Here is a 20,480-nt window from a genome sequence, read left to right as displayed (position 1 = left end):
GGTTATCCGTTGTAAGCGATGAGCTTGGCGCCGACCGGGACGTTAGGGTCTGTGGCATTTTCGGTAACGACGTAGTCGAGCGCGAACTTCGAGCCCTCCGGCGCTTTCACCCATTGCGTACCGATGATTGGCCCAGGAGAGACGTTGGCGACCGGACCGCTGGTGAAGTCGACCTTGCCGGCGATCGTGGTGGTCTTCAGCGTGCTAATCGCCTTGGCTACCGCTTCCTTGCTCTTGACGTCGGCGCTCGCCTTCAGCGCATCGAAGCCGGCGTCGAGCAGCGCAAGGCTGGCGCCGAGTTGCTGAGTCCACTGCTTGCCACTTGCTGTTTCATAGCCGTCGGCGAGCTCGGTTCCAGATACGCCCGTCAGCGTCGACTTGTAGGGGAAAGCCTTGTGCCAGTAGGCGGCGCTGCCGATGTTCATGCCGAGGTCGCCGAGCGCCTCGATGTCTGATGGAAAGAGACCAGTCTTGGCGACCTGGCAGATCTTGATCTGTTGGGTGAGGCCCTGCTGCGCGGCCTGACGCCAGAAGGCGGCGAAGTCAGGCGGGATCGGGAAAGAGTTGAAGATTTCCACGCCCTCCTGCCGGAAGAGAGCGATCTGCGCCGAAAAATCCGTGGTGCCGGTTTCATAGGCGCCGGGATCGATGATGGTGAAGCCCGCCTTGGCGAGCGCCGGCGCCAGATGGGCGCGGATCGCATTGCCGTCGGCATCGTTCGGGTACATCACGCCGACCTTCTTGTTGGTCTCGATCAGGTTCCACTGCGAAACATAGGCCTTGTGGAATTCTTCGACACCGAAGCCGAAATGATAGGTCCACTTGAAGGGCGAAGGCGCCCCGGGCTTGGCGCCGCGGCCGAAATACCAGGCTTCCCAGGGCATGACCGTCGAAAGACACGGAATGCCCGAGGCCTCGCAGGCATCAGCCACCGGATTGATGGTCTCGGGCGTCGAGACGGCAAGCATCAGATCGATCGCCTGGTTGTTGATCAGGTCCTTCGCCAGCTGGCCGGCACGCGAGGGATCGGACTGGGTATCCTGGTCGAGGATCTCCACCTTCCAGGTCTTGCCGCCTGCCTGCAGGCCGTTCGCCAGCGCCTTGCGCGCGAGGTCGAGCACATAAGCGTCTGTCTCGCCGAAACCGCCAAGAGGGCCGGTGCGCGGACTGATGAAGCCGACTTTCAGCGTATCGCTGCTCTCAGCGAGGGCCGTATGGCCGGAAAACGCCAGCGCCGCGCCGCCAGCCATGGTCGATGCGATGAAAGAGCGGCGAGTGAGCGATGCCGCGTTGAGTTTACCGTTCATGAAATCATTCCTCCCTCTCGATACGGGCCTCCCGCCCGTGTCCCATTGGTCATCCCGACCGATCAGTTCAGATCGGGTAGTGCCGTTTTTCCGATGCCATGGTGATCCATCTGAGCTCAGTGAACTCGTCGATCGCGGCTTTGCCGCCGAAGCGGCCGTAGCCGCTTGATTTGACGCCGCCGAACGGCATTTGCGGTTCGTCGGAAACGGTCGCCTCGTTGATATGGCAGATGCCGGATTCGAGCCGCATGGCGACGGCCATCGCCGCATTGACATCGGTACTGAAAACCGCTGCCGAAAGCCCGTATTCGTTGTCGTTGGCAACAGTTACGGCCTCATCGACGCTGCCGACCCGGACGATTGCCGCAACCGGTCCGAAGCTCTCCTCGCGGTAGATGCGCATGGCAGCGGTCACGTGATCGATGACGGTCGCATCCATCAGCGTGCCGTGGGCTTCGCCGCCGCAGACGAGGACCGCGCCCTTCTGCAGGGCATCGTCGACCAGCGACTTCACGCGGCGCGCCGCTTCGACGTTGATCAGCGTGCCGAGCGGCGTATTGCCGTCTTTGGGGTGGCCTGCGATGAGGGTTTCCGCCTTCGTCCGGAGTTTGCCGACGAAATTGTCGGCGATCTCGTCCATCAGGACGATCCGCTCGGTGGACATGCAAATCTGGCCCTGGTTCATGAAGGCGCCGAAGGCTGCCGCACGCACAGCCTCATCGATGTCGGCGTCGGCCAAGACGATGAATGGCGCCTTACCGCCGAGTTCGAGCAGGCAGCGCTTGAGATGCTTCGCCGCGGTTTCGGCGATGATCCTGCCGACACGGGTGGAACCGGTGAAATTGATACGTCGCACTGCGGGATGGGCGATCAGGGCATCGACGACTGCCGCGGCATCGCTCGGCGCATTGGAAACGATATTGACGACTCCGCGCGGAAAACCGGCATCACGTAGGATGTCGCCGATCAGACTGTGGGTCTTCGGGCAAAGTTCTGATGCCTTCAGGACGACTGTATTGCCGCAGGCAAGCGGCATGGCGACGGCGCGGGTACCGAGAATGATCGGTGCATTCCAAGGGGCTATCCCGACGCAGACGCCGGCCGGCTGGCGCACCGCCATGGCGAGGCTTCCAGGGATGCCCGAGGGAATGAGCTCGCCTGATATTTGCGTGGTCATCGCCGCCGCCTCACGGAAGATATCGGCGCCGAGCCCGCAATTGATCGCCGCCCATTGCGTGGTGGCGCCGGTTTCGGCGGTCATGGCGGCGATAAGCTCCGGAGTGCGGGCCTCAAGAAGGTCGGCGGCGTCGTTCAACAGCCTGCGTCGCTCGCCCGGGCCGGTCTGCGACCAGTCGGGAAAAGCGGCCGCCGCCGCATTCGCGGCCCTCGTCATGTCGGCAACGGATCCTGCCGAGGCGATTGTTGCGACATCGCCGGTGAGCGGATCGACGCGTTCGAAGGTCGCTCCAGCGGAAGCGTCCATCTCCTCGTTGTTGATCATCAGCTTTGCTGAAAACACGGTTCCACCCCACTCGTCCCGAACGGCGCCTGCATTATTGCCATGGGAGACACACGAGCGGACACGGTGGCCCAAGAAGGCCCCTGACCGTTCCTGCGTTGTCGGAATGCCTCCTCCCAAAGGCCGATGGTGATGAGGTTACGCCTAACATCTGCCAATGGAATGCGATTTATTGGGTTAATATTGTAATTATCCGGCGTCTGCTGCAGTATGGATAGGAAACGAGGGGAGGGGCATTGGCAACGGACGGAGGCATTCATCACTATGCCAGGGGCGAGTGGCACGGGCCATCGCTGTCGCATCGGCGCATCCGTTTTCAAAAAGGGCTCTATGCCGATTTTCACCATTTCGTTCTGCTCGGGGAGGGGCGGGCCGAGCTGCACTTCGAAAGCGGCGAACAACGCCCGTTGAACGGGCCGCTGCTTGCCTTCGTGCCGCCGCAGGCACACTGCGATCTGTCAATCGCTGCCGGAACCGCGGCGCATCTGGTCGGGGCTTCGCCGCAGGTCATGGTCGATGCGATCGACGACAAGGTGGAATCTTATTCACTGCGCATATTCACCGAGCAGCGCGGGCTGGTCGAGTCGTCAGATCCGTTTCTGGTGGCGGAAATCGGCCCGCTAATTTTGGGTTTCGTGCGTGAACTCGATGATCCCTCCCGGGCCTCCTGGATGGTGGCATCGGCCTATATGCGGTTGATCCTGATGACGCTGTGGCGCGGCGCCGATGGCGAGAGACGCGAGCAGCGCGGACAGGGCGAAACCGGGTCGATCCTGCAGCGATATCGCCAGCTGGTAGAGGCGGGTTTTCGCCAGCACCGGCCGATTAGCGACTATGCAGCGGAACTGGGAGTCACGGCCGATCGCCTGCATTCCATCTGTCAAAGGACGCTTGGCCGCTCGCCGATCCAGCTTCTGCACGAGCGCGTGGTGCAGGAGGCAAAGCTGAGATTGGAGCGGTCGGCTCGCAATATCCAGGAAATCTCCGACAGCCTCGGCTTCCGCGACCCGACCTATTTCAGCCATTTCTTCAAGCGCAAGACCGGCCTTTCCCCGGCGGGCTACCGTGAGATCGCCCGCGCTTCGGCCGGCTTGGAAAACAGCATGCTCTCCTCGGGTTATGCGGACTGGCCCTAGGTTTGAACGCATTGGATCGCCGGATGCGCCCATCGGACTAATCTCCGCGCGCGCAAGCCGCGGCGGACGATGACAGGAACGGGCCCGGGTGCTGCTCTGACACGCTGGCTGAGGGGAAGCAGGTTTCAGTCGCGCTTATATATCCGCTTCAGCGCAGCCAGCAGACCGTCCATTTCGTCGTGCGAAAAAAGGGCGGTGAAACGCTGTTCGTGTGCGTCGATCAACTGGCGGGCCTGGGCAAGCATGGTGCGTCCCGCCATCGTCAGATGCAATTCCTGGCGGCGGCGGTCCGCCGCGGAAGGGCGGCGCTCGACGAAGTCGCGAGCTGCCAGCCGGTTGACCAGGGCCATCATCGTCGCCCGGTCGGTGCCAAGCGTATTGGCAAGGTCGATCTGCGAGGCGCCTGGATTGCCGGCGACGAGTTCCATCACTGCAAGCTGCTTCTGCGTCAGCCCCAGCTCCTCCATGGTTTCGGCAAAGTCGCGATAGATCGCCACATTCGCCATACGCAGATGAAAGCCCAGGAGATCGCCAAGCCTTCCGACGTCGAGCGGTGGCGCAACGGAGGCTTCTTCGACCTCGACATCATCCTGCGGTGGTTTTGTGCTCATGGTTCGCTCTTGCCTCGTTCGGGGCCATAACCCTCAAAATCAGCAGGTTAGTCAATATCCGTATTGGGGATTTCACCGTGCACATTCGAACGATCGGATTTGAAAGCGATCAGCCTCTTGCATCTCTCTGGAAAAATAATAGTATGTGTTGCATACAAAATTGATGCCCGTCGCGGAGGATCGGCGGCATGGGAGGAGAATATGGCGCATTCCTTTTCCCGGATGGCTTCGTCGGCGGATTGCGGACTGGTGACGGATGATCCGATCCTCTACCGCGCCCGCGTCGCACCAGACCGTCAGGCTCTGTTCGAAATCGCGAGCGGCCGGCAGCTCACCTATAAAGAGCTCAATGCGCGGATCGCCCGCTGCACCGGTTTGCTTGGCGATATGCTCGGTACACGGCGGGACGGGGCGCGTGTCGCCATGCTGGCGCGCAACTCGGTGGATTCAATCGTGCTTGCCTTTGCCTGTCAGCGTGCCGGCGCCATCTACGTGCCGCTCAACTGGCGGCTCAACGCTGCCGAGCTTCGGCCGATCCTTGCCGATTGCGCGCCGGCGCTCCTGGTCCACGACGAAGAGTTTTCGGTCGCCGTGGCGAGCCTCGCAGACGTCGATCCCGAGATGGCGGTAATCTCGACGGCAGATGGCCCAGCCGGGCTTGCCGCCCGCATCGAGGCGAACTCCCCGGCCGAGCCGGTGTCTTGTGATGCCGAGCGGGCGTGCGTCCTTCTCTACACGTCGGGCACGACGGGACAGCCGAAGGGCGTCGTCATCACCCGCGGCAATACCTTCTTTGCTGCCGTCAATTTTTCCTTCGTTGGCGAAATCGGGCCGGGATCCGTTGCGCTGTGCGACTTGCCGTTTTTTCACACGATCGGGCTGATTGCGGTGGCGCGCACCACATTAATGCTGGGCGGTACGCTAGTGGTCTCCGACCGCTTCACGCCGGCGCGAACGCTGGCTGCCCTTGCTGACCGCAAGCAACGCATCACCCATTATTTCGCCGTGCCCCAGATTGCGCTCGCCTTGCGCAATGACCCCGCCTATAGCGCCGCGGACCTCTCCGGTCTTCACGCACTATTTGTGGGCGGCGCGCCGCTGACGCAGGCGCTGATCGAAAGCTATCTTGAAGATGGCGTTGCGTTGGTCAACGGCTACGGCATGAGCGAGGCTGGAACGGTGCTGCATGTGCCGATCGACCGGGGCGCGGTGCGGGACAACCCAGGCAGCGTCGGTCTACCGGCCCCGTTGCTCGACATTCGCATCGTTGGCGAAGACGGCCGCGAGGTGGATGAAGGCGAGATCGGTGAACTGTGGCTGCGTGGACCCGCGGTTTCACCAGGCTACTGGAACAGGCCCGCCGAAACCGCCGCCGCCTTCACCGAAGGTTGGTACCGTACCGGCGATCTCGGCCGCCGCGAAGCAAACGGCTTCTATCGCATCGTTGACCGGTTGAAAGATATGTATATCAGCGGCGGCGAGAATGTTTATCCGGCTGAAGTCGAAGCTGTACTCGCAAGCCATTCCGATGTCCTTGATGCCGCTGTCGTCGGGATTCCCGACATGAAGTGGGGAGAATGTGGGCTCGCCTATGTCGTGCTGCGGCCGGGTGCTGTGCCAACGGCCGAGGCAATTGCCGGCCATTGCGCCGCAAAGCTCGCCGCCTTCAAGCGCCCGGCCCACATCCTTTTCGTCAAAACCATTCCCCGCACCGCGTCCGGCAAGGTGCAGAAACATGTTCTGCGCCAGCTGCATTCCGACGAACTCTTCAACGACAGGCCTGATGAAACGGCCCACGGCAATCACGCCGAAACTTATGGAGTGACCTCATGACCGAAGACCAATTGCCGGTTCTGGTCGAATTCGATAATGGCATCGCATTCGTGACCCTCAACCGGCCGGAAAAGCGCAATGCGATGAATCCAGCCTTGAATGCCCGGATGCTCGAGGTGCTCGACGAGCTCGAGGGTGACGAGCGCTGCGGCGTACTCGTCTTGCGCGGCGCTGGCGAGTCCTGGTCCGCCGGAATGGATCTCAAGGAATATTTCCGCGACAATGACGACAAGCCGCGCGATGCCACGCTGAAGGCCCGGCGCCAATCCGGCGGCTGGTGGGGCCGGCTGATGTATTTCGAAAAGCCGACGATCGCCATGGTCAACGGCTGGTGCTTCGGCGGCGCGTTCACGCCGCTCGTCTCCTGCGATCTCGCCATCGCCGCCGAAGAGGCGAATTTCGGCCTTTCCGAGATCAACTGGGGCATCTTGCCGGGTGGCAACGTCACCCGTGCGGTCGCAGAGGTGATGCGCCATCGCGACGCCCTCTACTACATCATGACCGGCGAACTCTTCGGCGGGCGCAAGGCTGCCGAAATGGGTCTCGTCAACGAGGCCGTGCCGCTCGCGGAGCTCGAAACCCGCGTGCGCAAGATCTGCGCCAGCCTGCTCGAAAAGAATCCGGTGACGCTGAAGGCTGCCAAAGACACATACAAGCGTGTACGCAACCTGCCGTGGGATCTCGCCGACGATTATATCTACGCCAAGCTGGAACAGATGCTGTTTCTCGACAAGACCAAGGGGCGCGACGAGGGCCTGAAGCAGTTCCTCGACGACAAGACCTATCAGCCGGGGCTCGGTGCCTACAAACGCGGCCGCTAAAGAACAGGTCCGGGCGCCGGGTCATCTAGAGCTGATCATTGGGAGGTAGCAAAATAATGAAGATCCATGCCGCGGTGGCGCGTGCGCCCAATATTCCGTTTTCGCTGGAACGGCTCGATCTGGAGGAGCCGCGCGAGGGTGAAATTTTGGTTCGCGTGGTAGCGACTGGCGTTTGTCACACCGATATCGTCATGCGTGATCAGCACCTGCCGGTGCCGCAGCCGGTGGTGCTCGGTCATGAGGGTGCCGGCATCGTCGAGCGTGTCGGACCGGGCGTTGCCAAGGTGGCGCCAGGCGACCACGTAGTCATGACCTTCAATTCCTGCGGTCATTGCCCGAGCTGCAACGATCACGAGGAGACCTATTGCCACGAATTCTTCCCGCGCAATTTCTTCGGTGCGCGCGCCGATGGTTCAAGCGGGCTCTCATGCCAGGGAGAGCGGATTCACGGCAACATATTCGGACAATCCTCTTTTGCAAGCCACGCGCTGTGCCATGAACGCAACGTCGTGAAAGTGCCAAAGGATGCGGATCTGGCGCTGCTTGGCCCTCTGGCATGCGGTATCCAGACCGGCGCCGGCGCGGTGATGAATGCGCTCGCCGTCGAGCCTGGAAAAACACTCGCAGTTTTCGGCATGGGCTCTGTTGGTCTGGCCGCCGTGATGGCGGCGCGGGTCGTTGGCGCCTCACGGATCATCGCCGTCGATGTGAACGAGACGCGGCTGGCGCTTGCGGCGGAACTCGGAGCGACTGACATTGTCAACGGCAAGGTGAGCGACGCGGTCACCGCGGTCATGGCGCTGACCGGCGCCGGCGTCGACTATTCTGTCGATGCCTCCGGAGTGCCCGCCGTTATTGACCAGTGCGTACGGGTGCTGGCGCCGCGCGGCACATGCGGCATCGTCGGAGCCTCGCCGCAGGGCGCGACCTTGACGCTCGACCTCACCCATATCCTATCCGGCGGGCGCCGGGTGCGCGGTATCGTCGAGGGCGATTCCAATCCCGACGTGCTGATCCCGCTATTGATCGACCTTCATCGCCAAGGGCGCTTCCCGTTCGACAGGCTCGTCAGCTTCTACGATTTCGCCGACATCAACCAGGCTGTGGAGGACTCGGAAAGAGGCATCGTGCTGAAACCGATCGTGCGCCAGCCGGCCGCCTGATATCGTTCAAGGGAGGAACCAATGAACACCGTCACCCCAATCGCCACCGATGCCAGTGCTGACGTCATGAAGCACCTACTTGCTCGGCAAAGGGCGTCTTTCCTCAAGGAGGGGCCGCCGAACATCGAGACCCGCATCGATCGCATCGACCGCGTCATAGCCCTTCTCGTCGATCATAAGGATGCGATTGCGGCGGCTCTGTCGGATGATTTCGGCAGCCGTAGCGTCGAGGCGAGCCTGCTTCTCGACGTCTTCACATGCGTCGGTTCGCTCAAATATGCCAAGGCTCATCTTGGCGAATGGTTGAAGCCCGAGCAGCACGAGGCTTTGTTCCCGGACGCGGTGGCCGAGGTAGTCTATCAGCCGAAGGGGGTGGTCGGAATCGTGAGTCCCTGGAATTTCCCCTATCAGCTCGCCCTTGCGCCGCTTGCCGGGATTCTCGCCGCCGGCAACCGCGCTATGATCAAACCGTCGGAAGTGACGCCGGCCTCGGCCGCGCTGATGGCGGAATTGGTCGGCCGCTCCTTCGACGAAACGGAGATCGCCGTCGTCCAGGGCGGACCGGCGACGGGAACCGCCTTCACGTCGCTTGCCTTCGATCACCTGATCTTCACCGGAGGTACGGCGGTTGCCCATCATGTTATGCGGGCGGCAGCGGAAAACCTGACGCCGCTGACGCTCGAACTCGGCGGCAAGTCGCCGGTCATCGTCGGCCGTTCGGCCGATCTCGCAGACGCCGCGCGTCGGGTCATGACGGTTAAAACGCTGAACGCAGGCCAGATCTGTCTGGCCCCGGACCATGTCTACGTGCCCGAGGAAAGCGTTGAAGCCTTTGCCGAACACGCCGTTGCGGCGGTCAGTGCGATGTATCCGACGCTGAAGGACAATCCTGATTACACTTCGATCATCAATGCCCGTCATCATGCCCGTGTGCAGCGCCTGGTCGACGACGCCAGGGTCAAGGGCGCTCGCGTCGTCGAAATCAATCCGGCTGGAGAGAATTTCTCGCAGCAACCAGCCCACCGCATGCCGCCGACCCTGATCCTCGATCCAACCGACGATATGCGCGCGCTGCAGGAGGAAATCTTCGGGCCGGTGCTGCCAATTCTTCCCTATCGCGGGATCGCCGACGTTATCGATCGCATCAACGCCCGGCCGCGCCCACTCGCCCTCTATTACTTCAGCCAGGATGGCGAAGAGGAGCGTCGTGTTCTTGACTATACGACCTCCGGCGGCGTGACCATCAACGATTGCATGAGCCACGTCACGGCGGAAGGCCTGCCCTTCGGCGGCGTCGGTCATTCTGGCATGGGCGCCTATCACGGCAAGTTCGGTTTCCTCGCCTTCTCGCATCCGCGCGCCGTCTATCACCAGAGCAAGATGATGGAGGCGGAACATATGATGCGGCCGCCCTTTGGCGAGGCGATGCGCGGCTTTCTGGCCGAAGCGATCTGCAAGTAAAGTGCTCCTCATAAAGCCAGCAAGCGCTTGGGGCATAGCCGCTGTGCCATTTCAGGAAACTCATGCTTGCAGGGCGGGTCGAGGTGCGCTCCGTGCTGTGAACATGGCTCGTCCATTCGCCAAGCGAGCGGCCGTCACCGGGTTCTTGCACCGTGCTTCCCGGACCTGCTTCAAAGCGCAATCATCCGACATTGTTCCGACACTCCGCTGATCGATGAGAACATGCATCATCCCCCGTTCGAGGCTCGCCGATCCTGGGCGTTTTCAGATCTACACGCGGAGAAAGGTCAACAGCGCAATGGGAGATGAGGCAACGTTGTTGGGCGGGTATCCCAGTGCGTAGATCGCGGATCAAGCGCGAGGGGAAGCGATTCCGAACTGCGCGATCAGAACCGAAAAGATTGCTAGCCCGACTGTATCTTAGCCAAAATGACATGGGGTCACATCCAAATGCCAATCTGGTCGGGCATGATTTCAGGTAATTGTCAGTAATTCCCTCCAAAACGCGTGTTTGCGATTGGAGAGTACAATTGACGAAAGTGGCCGCATCTAAGAGATCCTTGCGACCGAAGATCGGCAGCATCCCGCTCTGCATGTTGACGAGCTTCTATATCCTTGTGTTTTGCAACAACACATTCTGGAAGAAAGCGACGGACTATCTCGGGAGCGGCAGCGGTCCGCTTTGGGCGTTATATCTCGCTATGCTGGCGCTGTTTGTGGCCGCAATCACCCCTTTTTCGACCAAGTACCTCATCAAGCCTTTTCTGATTTTCCTCGTCCTTGTCGCCGCGGTGGCATCTCATTTCACAGACACCTTCGGTGTGGTAATCGACAGTGACATGATCCGCAACGCGATGGAGACAACGCCTGCGGAAGCGCAGCATCTGATCACCTCTGATTTCTTCGTGCATGTCGCAATTTTGGGTATCGTGCCATCGATCCTCATAATCTGGGTAAGGGTCGATCACCGTCCGTTCGTGCGGAAGATCCTCTGGAACCTGGCCGCGATCCTCTTCTCGCTCGCCATCTTCACAATCTGTGGTGTGACCTACTCGCGCGAATACACTGCAGCCGTCAGGGAACGTCGGGACATCACGAAGAGCTTCAACCCTGTTACGCCGATAGTCAGCACTGTCCGCTACTTCATGAGCGAGGGTAACGAGGCATCGCTCGTTGTTCAGACCGTCGGAGCAGATGCCACCGTCAAGCCTGCCACATTGCCCATCAACAAGCCGAGGGTTACGATTATCGTCGCGGGCGAGACCGCTCGTGCGGAGAACTTCTCGCTCGGTGGATACCAAAGGGATACAAACCCGCGGCTCAAGGCTGCAAACGTCATCTACTTCACCAACACAACGAGCTGCGGCACGGCTACGGCAACCTCTATTCCATGCATGTTCTCAGGGTTCACCCGCTCGGAATTCACTCATGCCAAGGCCATGGCCAACGAAAATCTTGCTGACGTGTTAGCGCATGCCGGCATTGATGTTGCGTGGTTCGACAACAACACGGGGGACAAGGGCGTTGCCAAGCGGATCAAATACGTGGATTTAGCCAACTCGAAGGATCCACGCTTCTGTCAGGACGGAGAATGTTTGGATGGGATTTTCCTGGACAAGCTCGACGACTGGCTAGACAACGTCAAGGGCGACAGTGTCTTAGTGCTTCACCAGCTGGGCAGCCACGGTCCCGCTTACTATCGTCGATACCCCGAAGATCAGGGCAAGTTCGTTCCGGACTGCCGCACTCCGGAGCTTGGCAAATGCTCGACCGTGGAAATCGTCAACGCTTACGACAACTCGATCCTATACACCGACTACTTCATTGCGACCGTCATCGACCGTCTCAAGGCTCGTTCGGATAAGATGGCCGCCGGCCTGATTTACATGTCCGACCATGGAGAGTCGCTCGGCGAAAATGGGCTATATCTTCATGGAACCCCATACATGTTTGCTCCCTCGCAGCAGACACACGTGCCCTTCCTGACGTGGTTTGACAGCGATTTCGCCAAATCGATGAACCTCGACACGGCCTGCCTTCGAAAAGAGGCAACCGCCCCGACGTCCCACGATAACCTGTTCCACAGTGTGCTCTCCATGATGAACGTAAAGACCTCGGTCTACGACAAACGGCTAGACGTATTCGCAAAGTGCAGGAGTGAACTCTTGAGCATCGCGACCACGCAGCGGAAAACAGAAGATAGGAACGCGATCCGGTGAATGTGCTTGTCGTCGAGGACAATGTCGACATCGGGGACGCGGTATCGGCCCATGTGGTGGCCGATGGGCATCGCGTTGACTGGTGTTTGTGCCTCAAGGATGCTGCCCGTCGGCTTATGTTAAAAAAGTATGACCTTGTGCTCCTGGACCTGCGCCTGCCGGACGGCAATGGCCTGTCACTCCTGCGGGACATTCGAAGGGAAGACGACAAAACCCCGATCATCATCATGACGGCGCTGGACCAATACAGCGATCGGCTGGCGGGGATGAAGGGCGGGGCTGACGATTTTCTCGTCAAACCTTTCGACCTCGACGAGCTCTCGGCACGAATGAGGCTGGTCAAGCAATGAGGCGCTGGCGTGGCCGTTCTGCTGTTTATTACACTTGCCGCCGTCGGGCCTGCTCCTGCTTTCACGCCGGCCCGTCGAAGCGCTGTTGCGGTTGGCTTTCCAGCAACACCTTGAAGCGATCAGCTGCGTGACCCCGTCCGCACATTTGTGACCCATTTGGTTACGGTCGGTGATTCCAGTTTCCCAGCGGACACGCGATGGTCTCGGCGGCGACCTACCTGTCACTCGCATTCGTCGCTTCCCGATTTTTGCATGCGCCGGCTTATAAGGCATAAATCTTCATCATCGCTAGCGCCCTCGTCGGCACGATAGGGCTTCAGGCGAATTTACCTCGGCGTACATTATCCGACCGACGTCCCCTTCGGGTGGTGCGCGGCTTCCCTTGGGCGTTCGCCTGCTGGCTCGCCTTCCGGCGATTTCTTCCGTCACAGGTGTGACTGACGACCGCTTTCAGGTAGCCGTCAGATTACTGTGACCAAATCGCCGCGCGCCGGGTGTGCTTGGGGAAAGCACGCCCATCTGACATTGCTATTCATTGGAGCGGATATGACCGACCAGTCTAGCCGTCTTGTGCTGCATACGAATTCGCGTGACGAGGTGTTTGCCGACGAACGCGATGCTGTTGCGGACTTCTCATTCAATTCCACCGTCGCGAACGTGTTCGATGACATGGTCAGTCGCTCTGTCCCGTTTTACGGGGAGATGCAGCGGATGGTTTGCGAGCTGGCCCGGGATTTTGCCCAGCCCCAGTCCAACCTCTATGACATTGGCTGCTCAACGGCCACGACTCTCCTTGCACTCGACCACGTCGTTGACAACCATGTGGATTTCGTCGGAATCGACAATGCTCCGGACATGCTCAAGAAGGCGGCGGAGAAGATCGAGGAATTGGGAACGAACCGATCGATCGAGCTTGTTACTGGCGACCTCCACAAAGGCTTCACGGTGGAAAACGCCAGTGTCGTGACGATGTTGCTGACCCTCCAGTTCGTACGTCCGCTCTTCCGCGAGCGGGTCATGAAGACGATCTACGAGGGTCTCAACGAGCACGGATGCCTGCTGCTGATCGAGAAGTTGACCAGCGAGGACACGACCTTCAACAGGCTCTTCATCGACCACTACTACGACTTCAAGCGGCGTAATGGCTATTCCTCGATCGAAATATCGAAAAAGCGGGAGGCGTTGGAAAATGTCCTCATCCCTTACCGCCTCGAGGAGAACATCCAGCTCCTCAAGGAGGTAGGCTTCAAGAGCACGGAGGTTTTCTTCCGTTGGTATAATTTCTGCGGCATCGTCGCGGTCAAGTGAGGCAAAACGCCATGAAGATTCTCATGCTTGCGTTCGGGACTTTCTTTTTCAAGTACCGAAACCAGGCGTTTCCGCTCATCATCCTCGTCTTGTTTGTAGCCGTTCCGCCGACCACGGCGATTCTGGGCAGTACGGCACTCGAGCAATGGAAAGATTTTGTCGCCCTTGCCATGGTCCTTGCGGGTCTGGTGCTGCGCGCGATGGTAATCGGTTATGCTTACATCAAGCGCGGCGGCCTGAATAAGCGCGTCTATGCCAAGGACCTGGTCACGGAAGGCATGTTCGGCGTTTGCCGCAACCCGCTGTATGTAGGGAACATGCTCATATACGTCGGCCTCTTCCTGTTCCACGGCAATCCGGTGGTTGTTATTGTCGGAAGTTTGCTGTTCGGGTTTATCTATCAGTGTATTGTGTACGCCGAAGAGGAGTTCCTGGCTAACAAGTTCGGCGAAGCCTACAGCGCCTATTGTCGGGATGTCCCCCGTTGGGGATTGAAGCTGAGTGCGTTCTCTGCGTCCACCGAGGGAATGGCGTTCAACGTGAGACGGGTCATTGCCAAGGACTATTCAACGATGTCGTCGACGCTGATCGCCTTATTGGCAACTGAGTTCTATCGGGTGGCGGCGGATTCCATTTCGGATCAGGAACTGTCTTACGCGATAGTGCTTGTCGGTCTTCTCGTCGCAGTGCTTGCACTGACTGGTCTGGTAAGCTCGCTAAAGAAAAAGGGCGTCTTCGACAAACTGACTGCTGTCCGCTGAAATCTCACGCACCGGCCGAACTTCAGGGCTGGCCAGCTTGCCTTGAGTTCGGTTTCTGGTTTCCCGCTCTCTATCAGTTCGAAGGAGTGGACCCGCTCGATCTTGGAGGTGCATTGCCCCGGTTTGTTCCTCACAGGTCGATGTCTCATCCACTACTATGTGCCGACGGAGTTGGCGGGCCTGTGGTTTCGCGAGTGAGCCTTAGCGGGAGCGAGCAACTCCGAAAAGGCGAACGGTTTCACGAGGTGGTCGTCGCCACCTGCCTCCAGCCCTCCACCAATCATCGACCCCCGCCAACCGATGTGAGAAAGAGGGGAGGGGTGTTGACCCGGGCAGTCCTAAGGAAGCATGTGGTTGACGATGTGCCTGAAACAGGCAGTCTCTGCCATCTCTCATGACATCCCAAAATGTCTCGCCTCTCCGACGAAGTCAGCAGTCTTGCGATCGTCTTCGGTGAGTAAAATGCCCATTGGATCCGCGTGCCATAGTTTCCTGAACACTTCCGAAAAAGCGGAACCAAATGCGCGCCTTTACAACAGAGCGCTTATCCGCAATCTTTGGCCTGTTACAACCCAACTATGCTTCAATAGGAAAGAGACCTCCCCACGCCAGCGGCCACCCAAAACAGATTGGAGATCGAACCATGAGCCAGAAGAACATTCGGATCTATCGAAATCCAGACCGGGGCGAGTCCGTAAAGGTTATCTGGGGCGAGGGCCGTGAGAACGACTATTCCGACGTTCAAGCGGCCGCGACCGCGCTCGGCTGTTCGGCGGAGTGGTTGGAGCAGAATCTGAAGGCGAGCTTTCTAGCGAGCGTTGGCATATCGGAGCTCGATCTGTATTGGGACGACGCGATGTGGCGTTCCGACGCAACTCGGAGGAAATTCGCCGTAAAGGATCGGGTCAGTCTGTTTGGTGAGATTATTGCCGTGGATGACGAAAACGGAGAGGTTACCATCCAGATCAATGGCGCTCCTGTGGCCGTCACCTTATCAAGCGAGGGCGTTGTTCTTCTCGCAAGGGATTAGGCCGATTGGCGGGGGGCATGATAGCCAGTTTTCCGCAATATCGGGAAAGCGCCCGCAACGTTCCTCCATGGTGGCCTTCTCTCTGACGAGATCGCCTGTGACCACTCGACCCTTAAATACATTCAATTGGCAGCGCGGAAGCGAATTCCGCTGATTGGACTCTGCACAGGACCATTCGTCCTTGCGGAGGCTGGCTTGTTGGGACGGCACGAAACGTGCGTGAGCTTGCTCCACTGTGATGCATTTCGCGAGGGATACCCACATTTGAAGGTCCGACCTGATCGTCTCTTCAACTTCGGCGGCAACTTTGGCTCCTGCGCCGGCGGCGCAAGTGTTGCTGACTCTGCCGCGTCAATTGTTCGTTCAAAGCTGGGTCGCGAGGCTGAACAAAACGCTCTAGACATCCGTAAGCGCGAATTTCTGCACACCTTCTGAAGCGCGGTGCTGCCAGGCATGAAATGTCCACCAAAATTAGGTGGACACCAAATCATGGACGATACTCCTAAACTGCAGGTGCGGCTTATTGGCCGCGACGGCCGCAGTCGATATGACCCTGCTTCGCGAGATCAGCTTGTCGCAGCGTGTTTAGAGCCCGGCGTTTCAGTCTCTCGACTGGCGCGGGAACACGGGTTGAATGCCAATCTCGTTCACAAGTGGATAAGGAAGGCCAAAGAGGAGCGGGCTTTACCTTTGGTACCCGCGTTCGTCCCGGTTGAGATTGCTCCGGAAATGAACTCTGCTGGCGGCGATTTACTGAGGAAGAGCGTGCGATTGGGCAAGCCGTGTCACACGTCCAAGGTGAGTGCGCTCCTGCCGAATGGGATCAGCCTGACCGTTGAGTGCGACGATGAGAATGGACTGATCGCAATCATAGGAGCGTTGAGTCATGTCCAGGCTGGGCGCTGATCTGAAGGTCTACCCCCATCGGGAGCCAATCGACTTCCGCGCGGGCATCAACAGCCTCGCGGTCCTGGTGCAAGAGGTGATGGAGCTGGACCCGTTTGCTCCATCAGTGTTTGCCTTCTGCAATCGCCGACGTGACCGGGTGAAGCTTTTGTTCTTTGATCGGTCCGGGTTTGTCATGGTCCTGAAGAAATTGACGGAAGACAGGTTCAGGTGGCCACGAAGAGAGACTGCGGTGGTGACGCTGACGACAGAGCAACTGCATTGGATCCTCGACGGCATCGAGATTAATGCGATGATCAGCCATCGCGTGCGGCAGTATCAGATTGCTGGCTGAGGATGGCGAATTGCGATTGACGCGCAGGGGCGGTTCAGATTCAAGAATCTGATGACTCGCACCGGCGAACCGAGCATTGCAGAACTGATGGCGCAATTGGCAGCCGATGCTGCCGAAATCGCTGCACTCAAAGCCGAGAAGGAAGTGCTCTCGCAGCGGGTCGTCAAGCTGGAAGAAGAACTGGCACTGGCAAAGCTTCATCGCTTTGCCCCCGCAGCGAAAAGCACATTGATCGTCTCTTCAACGAGGCCGCGGTCGAGGATGGCAGCGAGGAAGGCGATGTTGTCGAGCTTCCGGACACCGGCTTGACGCCGCGGCCTCGCTCGCGCTTCTGAGCGTTCCCAAGGTTGCCGGACCGATCGCGATCATCCCCGGGAGGGGTCAACATTCCATGCCGAAACACATGTCGACGGTTCGATTCGGTTAGAGGCGGGTTATCTAAACAGACCTGATGTTCGTCATCGTCAATGAGCGCCTTGAATTTTCGTGTAATTTTTCTTATGTTGATATCAACGCTATCATTTTTGTAGGGATGATATCAATGCCGGCAGTCACCATTCGTAACCTCTCTGAAGAAACTCATCGTGCTCTGCGGGTGCGAGCGGCTCATCATGGCCGGAGCACCGAGGCCGAGATCCGTGACATTATTGAAGCCGCTGTTCGTCCTCCTGAACGTATTAAGCTCGGTTCCTTGCTGACGGCCATTGGTCGCGACGCCGAGCTTTCCGACAGCGACGTTGATGTCCTGCAGAGAAGTCGCGACACAACACCTGCTGAACCGATGACCTTCGAATGATCTTGCTGGACACCAACGTTATATCCGAGCCTTGGAAACCGGTTCCTGATGAGGCAGTAATCGGCTGGTTGGACGCCCAAGCTATAGAAACGCTTTTCCTCTCCGCAATAACGATTGCTGAACTTCGTTTCGGGATCGCGGCTATGCCTTCAGGGAAGCGGCAAACTATCCTCCGCGACCGCCTTGAAGGCGAAGTGCTACCCCACTTTTCCGAGCGCATCCTGTCCTTCGATCTAGCTGCTTCTCAGTTTTATTCCGAACTGGTGGTACGAGCTCGAGTATCTGGGAAAGCGATTGGCACGGCTGATGGTTACATTGCAGCCACAGCGGCAGCAAACGGCCTAGCGATCGCGACTCACGACACAAGTCCTTTCGAGGCTGCTGGGCTGAAGGTGATCAATCCCTGGTCCAGATAACTACAATGTGCATGTAGGTGTGAACGGATGGGGTGGATGCCCCTTCGGTCGGCGTCGGCGTATGACGCCTGCTTCACGCCATTGTGGCGTTCACCGAGGGAAGGCAGATGACAACAGTGCATATCCTTGCGATCGACCTCGCTAAACGGAGCTTCCAAGTCTGCGCAACGGATCGCGGCGGCGGCGATCATTCAATCGCGTCCTGTCGCGGACTCGACTTAAGCAATTGTCGAACGAGCAGCCGCCTTGCATCGTTGCGATGAAGGTCGGTGCCCCCAGCAATTTCTGGGGCCGCCTCCGCGACCGAGCAAGCTCGTGGAAAGGCGGCGCTGAGGCACGCCCGTGTGGTTCTGCGCGAGCGAGAGGGTGGCTAAGAAGACCACGATCCATGCATGCCCCGGTCAAGGGTCTTCCCGACCGATCCACGATCATACTGAGCGAACTATCGTCCTCTCCTTGCCGGAGGAGGGGGCGATGTTAGCCATCGCCTTGGCTATGGTATTCATAAGAGGCAGTCATGCTTCCAACTCCTTTGTTGAGATCTTGCGAACCCAATAAGGTAAGCCGAAAGGCTGGAAGTGTGACTGTCCCTCGATCATCACCTGCATCTCAGGGAATCCGTTCTCTCAGCGGGCGCCGCCTCTTTCATGCCATCTCCTCTCTTTTTTTCCGCGAAGCGGGATCGCCTGCGGAGCAGGAGCCCTTTCGCTCCTGCTCCCGAGCTCGTGCGGAACAGCGGGGAGAGGGGAATCGGAGGGGGATCGCCCACGCGCAAGCGCCGGCGGCAAAGCCGCCGGTCTTGCTGCGGCATAACGCCGCGAAAGATGGGGAGACCGATTTTCCGCTTGGGTGGGGAGAGCGGACAGCGTCCACATCCCCTCCTGATGGCTTGTTGGTCCGGCATCTGCCGATGTGAGCTATCGGCCGGGTTCGGTTCGGAATTCGGCTTGCCACCCACCATCGACCTTGTCTTCTCGTTCAACATTACGTATATTATGTTGAACACAGGAGAAGTTTGTGGCTGCCCGATCCCATACTGCTGCGGAAACCGAAGCAAAGGTCGCGTTGACCCGCAATAGGCTCGTGCTCGAACAAGCGAAGGCCGTCGGTCTACTTGGTACAGCAAAGAATACGCGGCTATCGGGACGAGTCCCCGCGGAGTTGATTGAGGCGGCCAAGAAACGTGCCCACGTTACCTCCGACACCGAGTTGCTGGAATTGGCACTTTCCCGGCTGGCTCTTGAAGATGACTTTGGCGTGCGTCTGGTAAGCCGTAAGGGCACCATCCCGGCGGATATCGATCTTGGGATTTGATCTCTCCGAAATCCTCCGATCTCTAAAGCCCGGAAAGTACGTGGGAACGCTCGAACGGAGAACCGACGAAGCTCTTTCGTGGGCCTCTGACGAGCCGCAAATTGGAGGGCCTCTGTTCCTGGATACCACCGTCTATCTGGACGTGCTTCAAGGCCGTTCGCCGTTGGAGGTCGATACACTATTGACGTATCGCCTATGCCACCATTCCGCGGTCTGTCTATCCGAGCTGACCCATGCCTTCGGCCGGCTGAATCCAAATCATCCCTCCACGAAAGCGGCCCTTGGAACAATTGCGGCGACCGTAGAGGACATTCCGGAACATCGACTTCACGCCCCGGAGACGGCCACTTGGGGACAGGCCGGCGTGTTGGCGGGCCTGCTTTTTCGCTTGAGCAACCTGCCAAAGGGAGAGGGACATGAGCGCCGCTTCGTCAATGACGCGCTGATTTTCCTGCAGGCCCGCCAGCTAGGCGCAAAGGTATTGACGGCTAACCTTCGGGATTTCGATTTCCTTTCTCAGCTCATGCCGAGCGTTCGGGTCATTTTCTATCGAGCGCCGTCGGCGCAGCCTCCACCATAATCGCGAACTGAACTGATGGGGTGGATGCCCCCTTCGGCCGGCGTCAGCGTATGATGCCTGCTCGGCGCCATGCTGGCGCACACGAAGGAGGGGCAGATTGCAGCGGTGCATATCCTTGCGATTGACCTCGCAAAGCGGAGCTTCCAGGTTTGTGCAACGGATCGCGGCGGGGCGGTTCTATTCAACTGGGTTCTTTCGCGAGCTCGTTTGCAGCAGTTTTTGAACGAGCAGCCGCCGTGCGTCGTCGCGATGGAGGCCTGTGCAACCAGCCACTTCTGGGGCCGGCTAGCTCAAAGCTAGACGAAGCCCTGCCAGGTTGCACGTAGGTGAAATCGGAAAGCCACAGCATATTCGGCGCGGGAGCAACTGCCGGTTCACGCAGTCGACACGGAGCGGCCTTGTCGCTGATCGCCGTGCGGATCGGCTTGCCAGGAATGATGCCTTGAAGACCCATCGCCCTCATAAGCCGAGCGACGTTGCAGCGGGGCGATAAGACCGGACGCTATATGGGTTTGAGCTGACACATATAGCGCGCTTGCATCCCATGCGCGTTTGAACATCGCAGTGGCAAATTGCGGTCACCTTTGGATGGGTTCAGCAAACAAGGTGCGACAA

General features: G+C 59.1%; 19 protein-coding genes and 3 pseudogenes. 17 read left to right on the top strand and 5 right to left on the bottom strand.

The genetic code is table 11. The features are described from left to right. Positions 1 to 2: 2 nt before the first annotated feature. Positions 3 to 1,307, bottom strand: a complete 1,305-nt coding sequence (locus BN77_RS20355; RefSeq protein WP_007535490.1) for an ABC transporter substrate-binding protein — start codon at positions 1,305 to 1,307, stop codon at positions 3 to 5. A 67-nt stretch (positions 1,308 to 1,374) separates the two neighbouring features. Continuing rightward, the gene (locus BN77_RS20350) at positions 1,375 to 2,808 is read right to left on the bottom strand and encodes an aldehyde dehydrogenase (RefSeq protein WP_208856479.1); all 1,434 of its coding nucleotides are present in this window, start codon (positions 2,806 to 2,808) and stop codon (positions 1,375 to 1,377) included. Positions 2,809 to 3,062: 254 nt separating this feature from the next. On the opposite strand from BN77_RS20350, the gene BN77_RS20345 reads away from it, so the two are divergent. Next, complete coding sequence (locus BN77_RS20345; protein WP_007535486.1) at positions 3,063 to 3,962, top strand: helix-turn-helix transcriptional regulator; 900 nt, start codon at positions 3,063 to 3,065, stop codon at positions 3,960 to 3,962. A 125-nt stretch (positions 3,963 to 4,087) separates the two neighbouring features. Here the strand turns inward: BN77_RS20345 and BN77_RS20340 are convergent, their stop codons facing one another. Then, positions 4,088 to 4,573, bottom strand: coding sequence for a MarR family winged helix-turn-helix transcriptional regulator (locus tag BN77_RS20340; RefSeq protein WP_007535484.1), 486 nt, complete (start codon positions 4,571 to 4,573; stop codon positions 4,088 to 4,090). Between the two features lie 201 nt (positions 4,574 to 4,774). On the opposite strand from BN77_RS20340, the gene BN77_RS20335 reads away from it, so the two are divergent. From BN77_RS20335 to BN77_RS20300, 8 genes are all read left to right on the top strand, one after another. After that, a complete protein-coding gene (locus BN77_RS20335) occupies positions 4,775 to 6,406 on the top strand; it encodes an AMP-binding protein (protein ID WP_007535482.1) in 1,632 nt (543 codons plus the stop codon). Next, positions 6,403 to 7,227 carry a p-hydroxycinnamoyl CoA hydratase/lyase gene (locus BN77_RS20330; RefSeq protein ID WP_007535480.1) on the top strand — a complete coding sequence of 275 codons (825 nt, stop codon included), beginning with the start codon at positions 6,403 to 6,405 and terminating at the stop codon, positions 7,225 to 7,227. The genes BN77_RS20335 and BN77_RS20330 overlap by 4 nt, the downstream gene beginning before the upstream one ends. 56 nt (positions 7,228 to 7,283) lie before the next feature. Further along, positions 7,284 to 8,390, top strand: coding sequence for an NAD(P)-dependent alcohol dehydrogenase (locus BN77_RS20325; protein ID WP_007535478.1), 1,107 nt, complete (start codon positions 7,284 to 7,286; stop codon positions 8,388 to 8,390). 21 nt (positions 8,391 to 8,411) lie between these two features. After that, positions 8,412 to 9,851: a coniferyl aldehyde dehydrogenase gene (locus tag BN77_RS20320; protein WP_007535476.1), complete on the top strand. Its 1,440-nt coding sequence runs from the start codon at positions 8,412 to 8,414 to the stop codon at positions 9,849 to 9,851. 530 nt (positions 9,852 to 10,381) lie between these two features. Then, positions 10,382 to 12,070, top strand: a complete 1,689-nt coding sequence (locus tag BN77_RS20315; RefSeq protein ID WP_007535474.1) for a phosphoethanolamine transferase — start codon at positions 10,382 to 10,384, stop codon at positions 12,068 to 12,070. Next, positions 12,067 to 12,420 carry a response regulator transcription factor gene (locus tag BN77_RS20310; RefSeq protein ID WP_007535472.1) on the top strand — a complete coding sequence of 118 codons (354 nt, stop codon included), beginning with the start codon at positions 12,067 to 12,069 and terminating at the stop codon, positions 12,418 to 12,420. Before BN77_RS20315 ends, BN77_RS20310 begins: the two co-directional genes overlap by 4 nt. A 546-nt stretch (positions 12,421 to 12,966) precedes the next feature. Beyond that, positions 12,967 to 13,728, top strand: coding sequence for a carboxy-S-adenosyl-L-methionine synthase CmoA (gene cmoA / locus BN77_RS20305; RefSeq protein ID WP_007535470.1), 762 nt, complete (start codon positions 12,967 to 12,969; stop codon positions 13,726 to 13,728). Positions 13,729 to 13,739: 11 nt separating this feature from the next. After that, entirely contained in the window at positions 13,740 to 14,489 is a 750-nt protein-coding gene (locus BN77_RS20300; RefSeq protein WP_007535468.1) for a methyltransferase family protein, read from the top strand. Positions 14,490 to 14,677: 188 nt separating this feature from the next. Here BN77_RS20300 and BN77_RS34895 read toward each other — a convergent pair. After that, a pseudogene (locus tag BN77_RS34895) lies at positions 14,678 to 14,959 on the bottom strand (DNA-binding response regulator); the annotation flags it as partial. Between the two features lie 173 nt (positions 14,960 to 15,132). Here BN77_RS34895 and BN77_RS20295 point away from each other — a divergent pair. The 8 genes and pseudogenes from BN77_RS20295 (at position 15,133) to BN77_RS20250 (ending at position 19,865) form a co-directional block, all read left to right on the top strand. After that, positions 15,133 to 15,519 carry a hypothetical protein gene (locus BN77_RS20295; RefSeq protein ID WP_007535466.1) on the top strand — a complete coding sequence of 129 codons (387 nt, stop codon included), beginning with the start codon at positions 15,133 to 15,135 and terminating at the stop codon, positions 15,517 to 15,519. A gap of 489 nt (positions 15,520 to 16,008) precedes the next feature. Then, the gene (gene tnpA, locus BN77_RS35925; RefSeq protein ID WP_081593583.1) at positions 16,009 to 16,425 is read left to right on the top strand and encodes an IS66-like element accessory protein TnpA; all 417 of its coding nucleotides are present in this window, start codon (positions 16,009 to 16,011) and stop codon (positions 16,423 to 16,425) included. Beyond that, the gene (gene tnpB, locus BN77_RS20280; protein ID WP_007535463.1) at positions 16,406 to 16,759 is read left to right on the top strand and encodes an IS66 family insertion sequence element accessory protein TnpB; all 354 of its coding nucleotides are present in this window, start codon (positions 16,406 to 16,408) and stop codon (positions 16,757 to 16,759) included. Before tnpA ends, tnpB begins: the two co-directional genes overlap by 20 nt. Positions 16,760 to 16,810: 51 nt before the next feature. Then, a pseudogene (locus BN77_RS20275) lies at positions 16,811 to 17,064 on the top strand (IS66 family transposase); the annotation flags it as partial. Positions 17,065 to 17,300: 236 nt separating this feature from the next. After that, a complete protein-coding gene (locus tag BN77_RS20270) occupies positions 17,301 to 17,555 on the top strand; it encodes a FitA-like ribbon-helix-helix domain-containing protein (protein ID WP_007535461.1) in 255 nt (84 codons plus the stop codon). Further along, entirely contained in the window at positions 17,552 to 17,971 is a 420-nt protein-coding gene (locus BN77_RS20265) for a type II toxin-antitoxin system VapC family toxin (RefSeq protein ID WP_007535460.1), read from the top strand. Before BN77_RS20270 ends, BN77_RS20265 begins: the two co-directional genes overlap by 4 nt. Before the next feature lie 1,017 nt (positions 17,972 to 18,988). After that, positions 18,989 to 19,285: a hypothetical protein gene (locus BN77_RS20255; RefSeq protein ID WP_007535459.1), complete on the top strand. Its 297-nt coding sequence runs from the start codon at positions 18,989 to 18,991 to the stop codon at positions 19,283 to 19,285. Further along, positions 19,275 to 19,865 (top strand): type II toxin-antitoxin system VapC family toxin, encoded by a 591-nt coding sequence (locus tag BN77_RS20250; protein ID WP_040678210.1) that lies wholly within the window; start codon positions 19,275 to 19,277, stop codon positions 19,863 to 19,865. Before BN77_RS20255 ends, BN77_RS20250 begins: the two co-directional genes overlap by 11 nt. A 299-nt stretch (positions 19,866 to 20,164) precedes the next feature. Here BN77_RS20250 and BN77_RS32315 read toward each other — a convergent pair. Next, positions 20,165 to 20,349, bottom strand: a pseudogene (locus BN77_RS32315) (IS3 family transposase); the annotation flags it as partial. Positions 20,350 to 20,480 lie beyond the last annotated feature (131 nt).

It is taken from the genome of Rhizobium mesoamericanum STM3625, from assembly GCF_000312665.1.
Lineage (GTDB): Bacteria > Pseudomonadota > Alphaproteobacteria > Rhizobiales > Rhizobiaceae > Rhizobium > Rhizobium mesoamericanum.
This window is presented reverse-complemented; position numbering and strand designations above follow the sequence as displayed.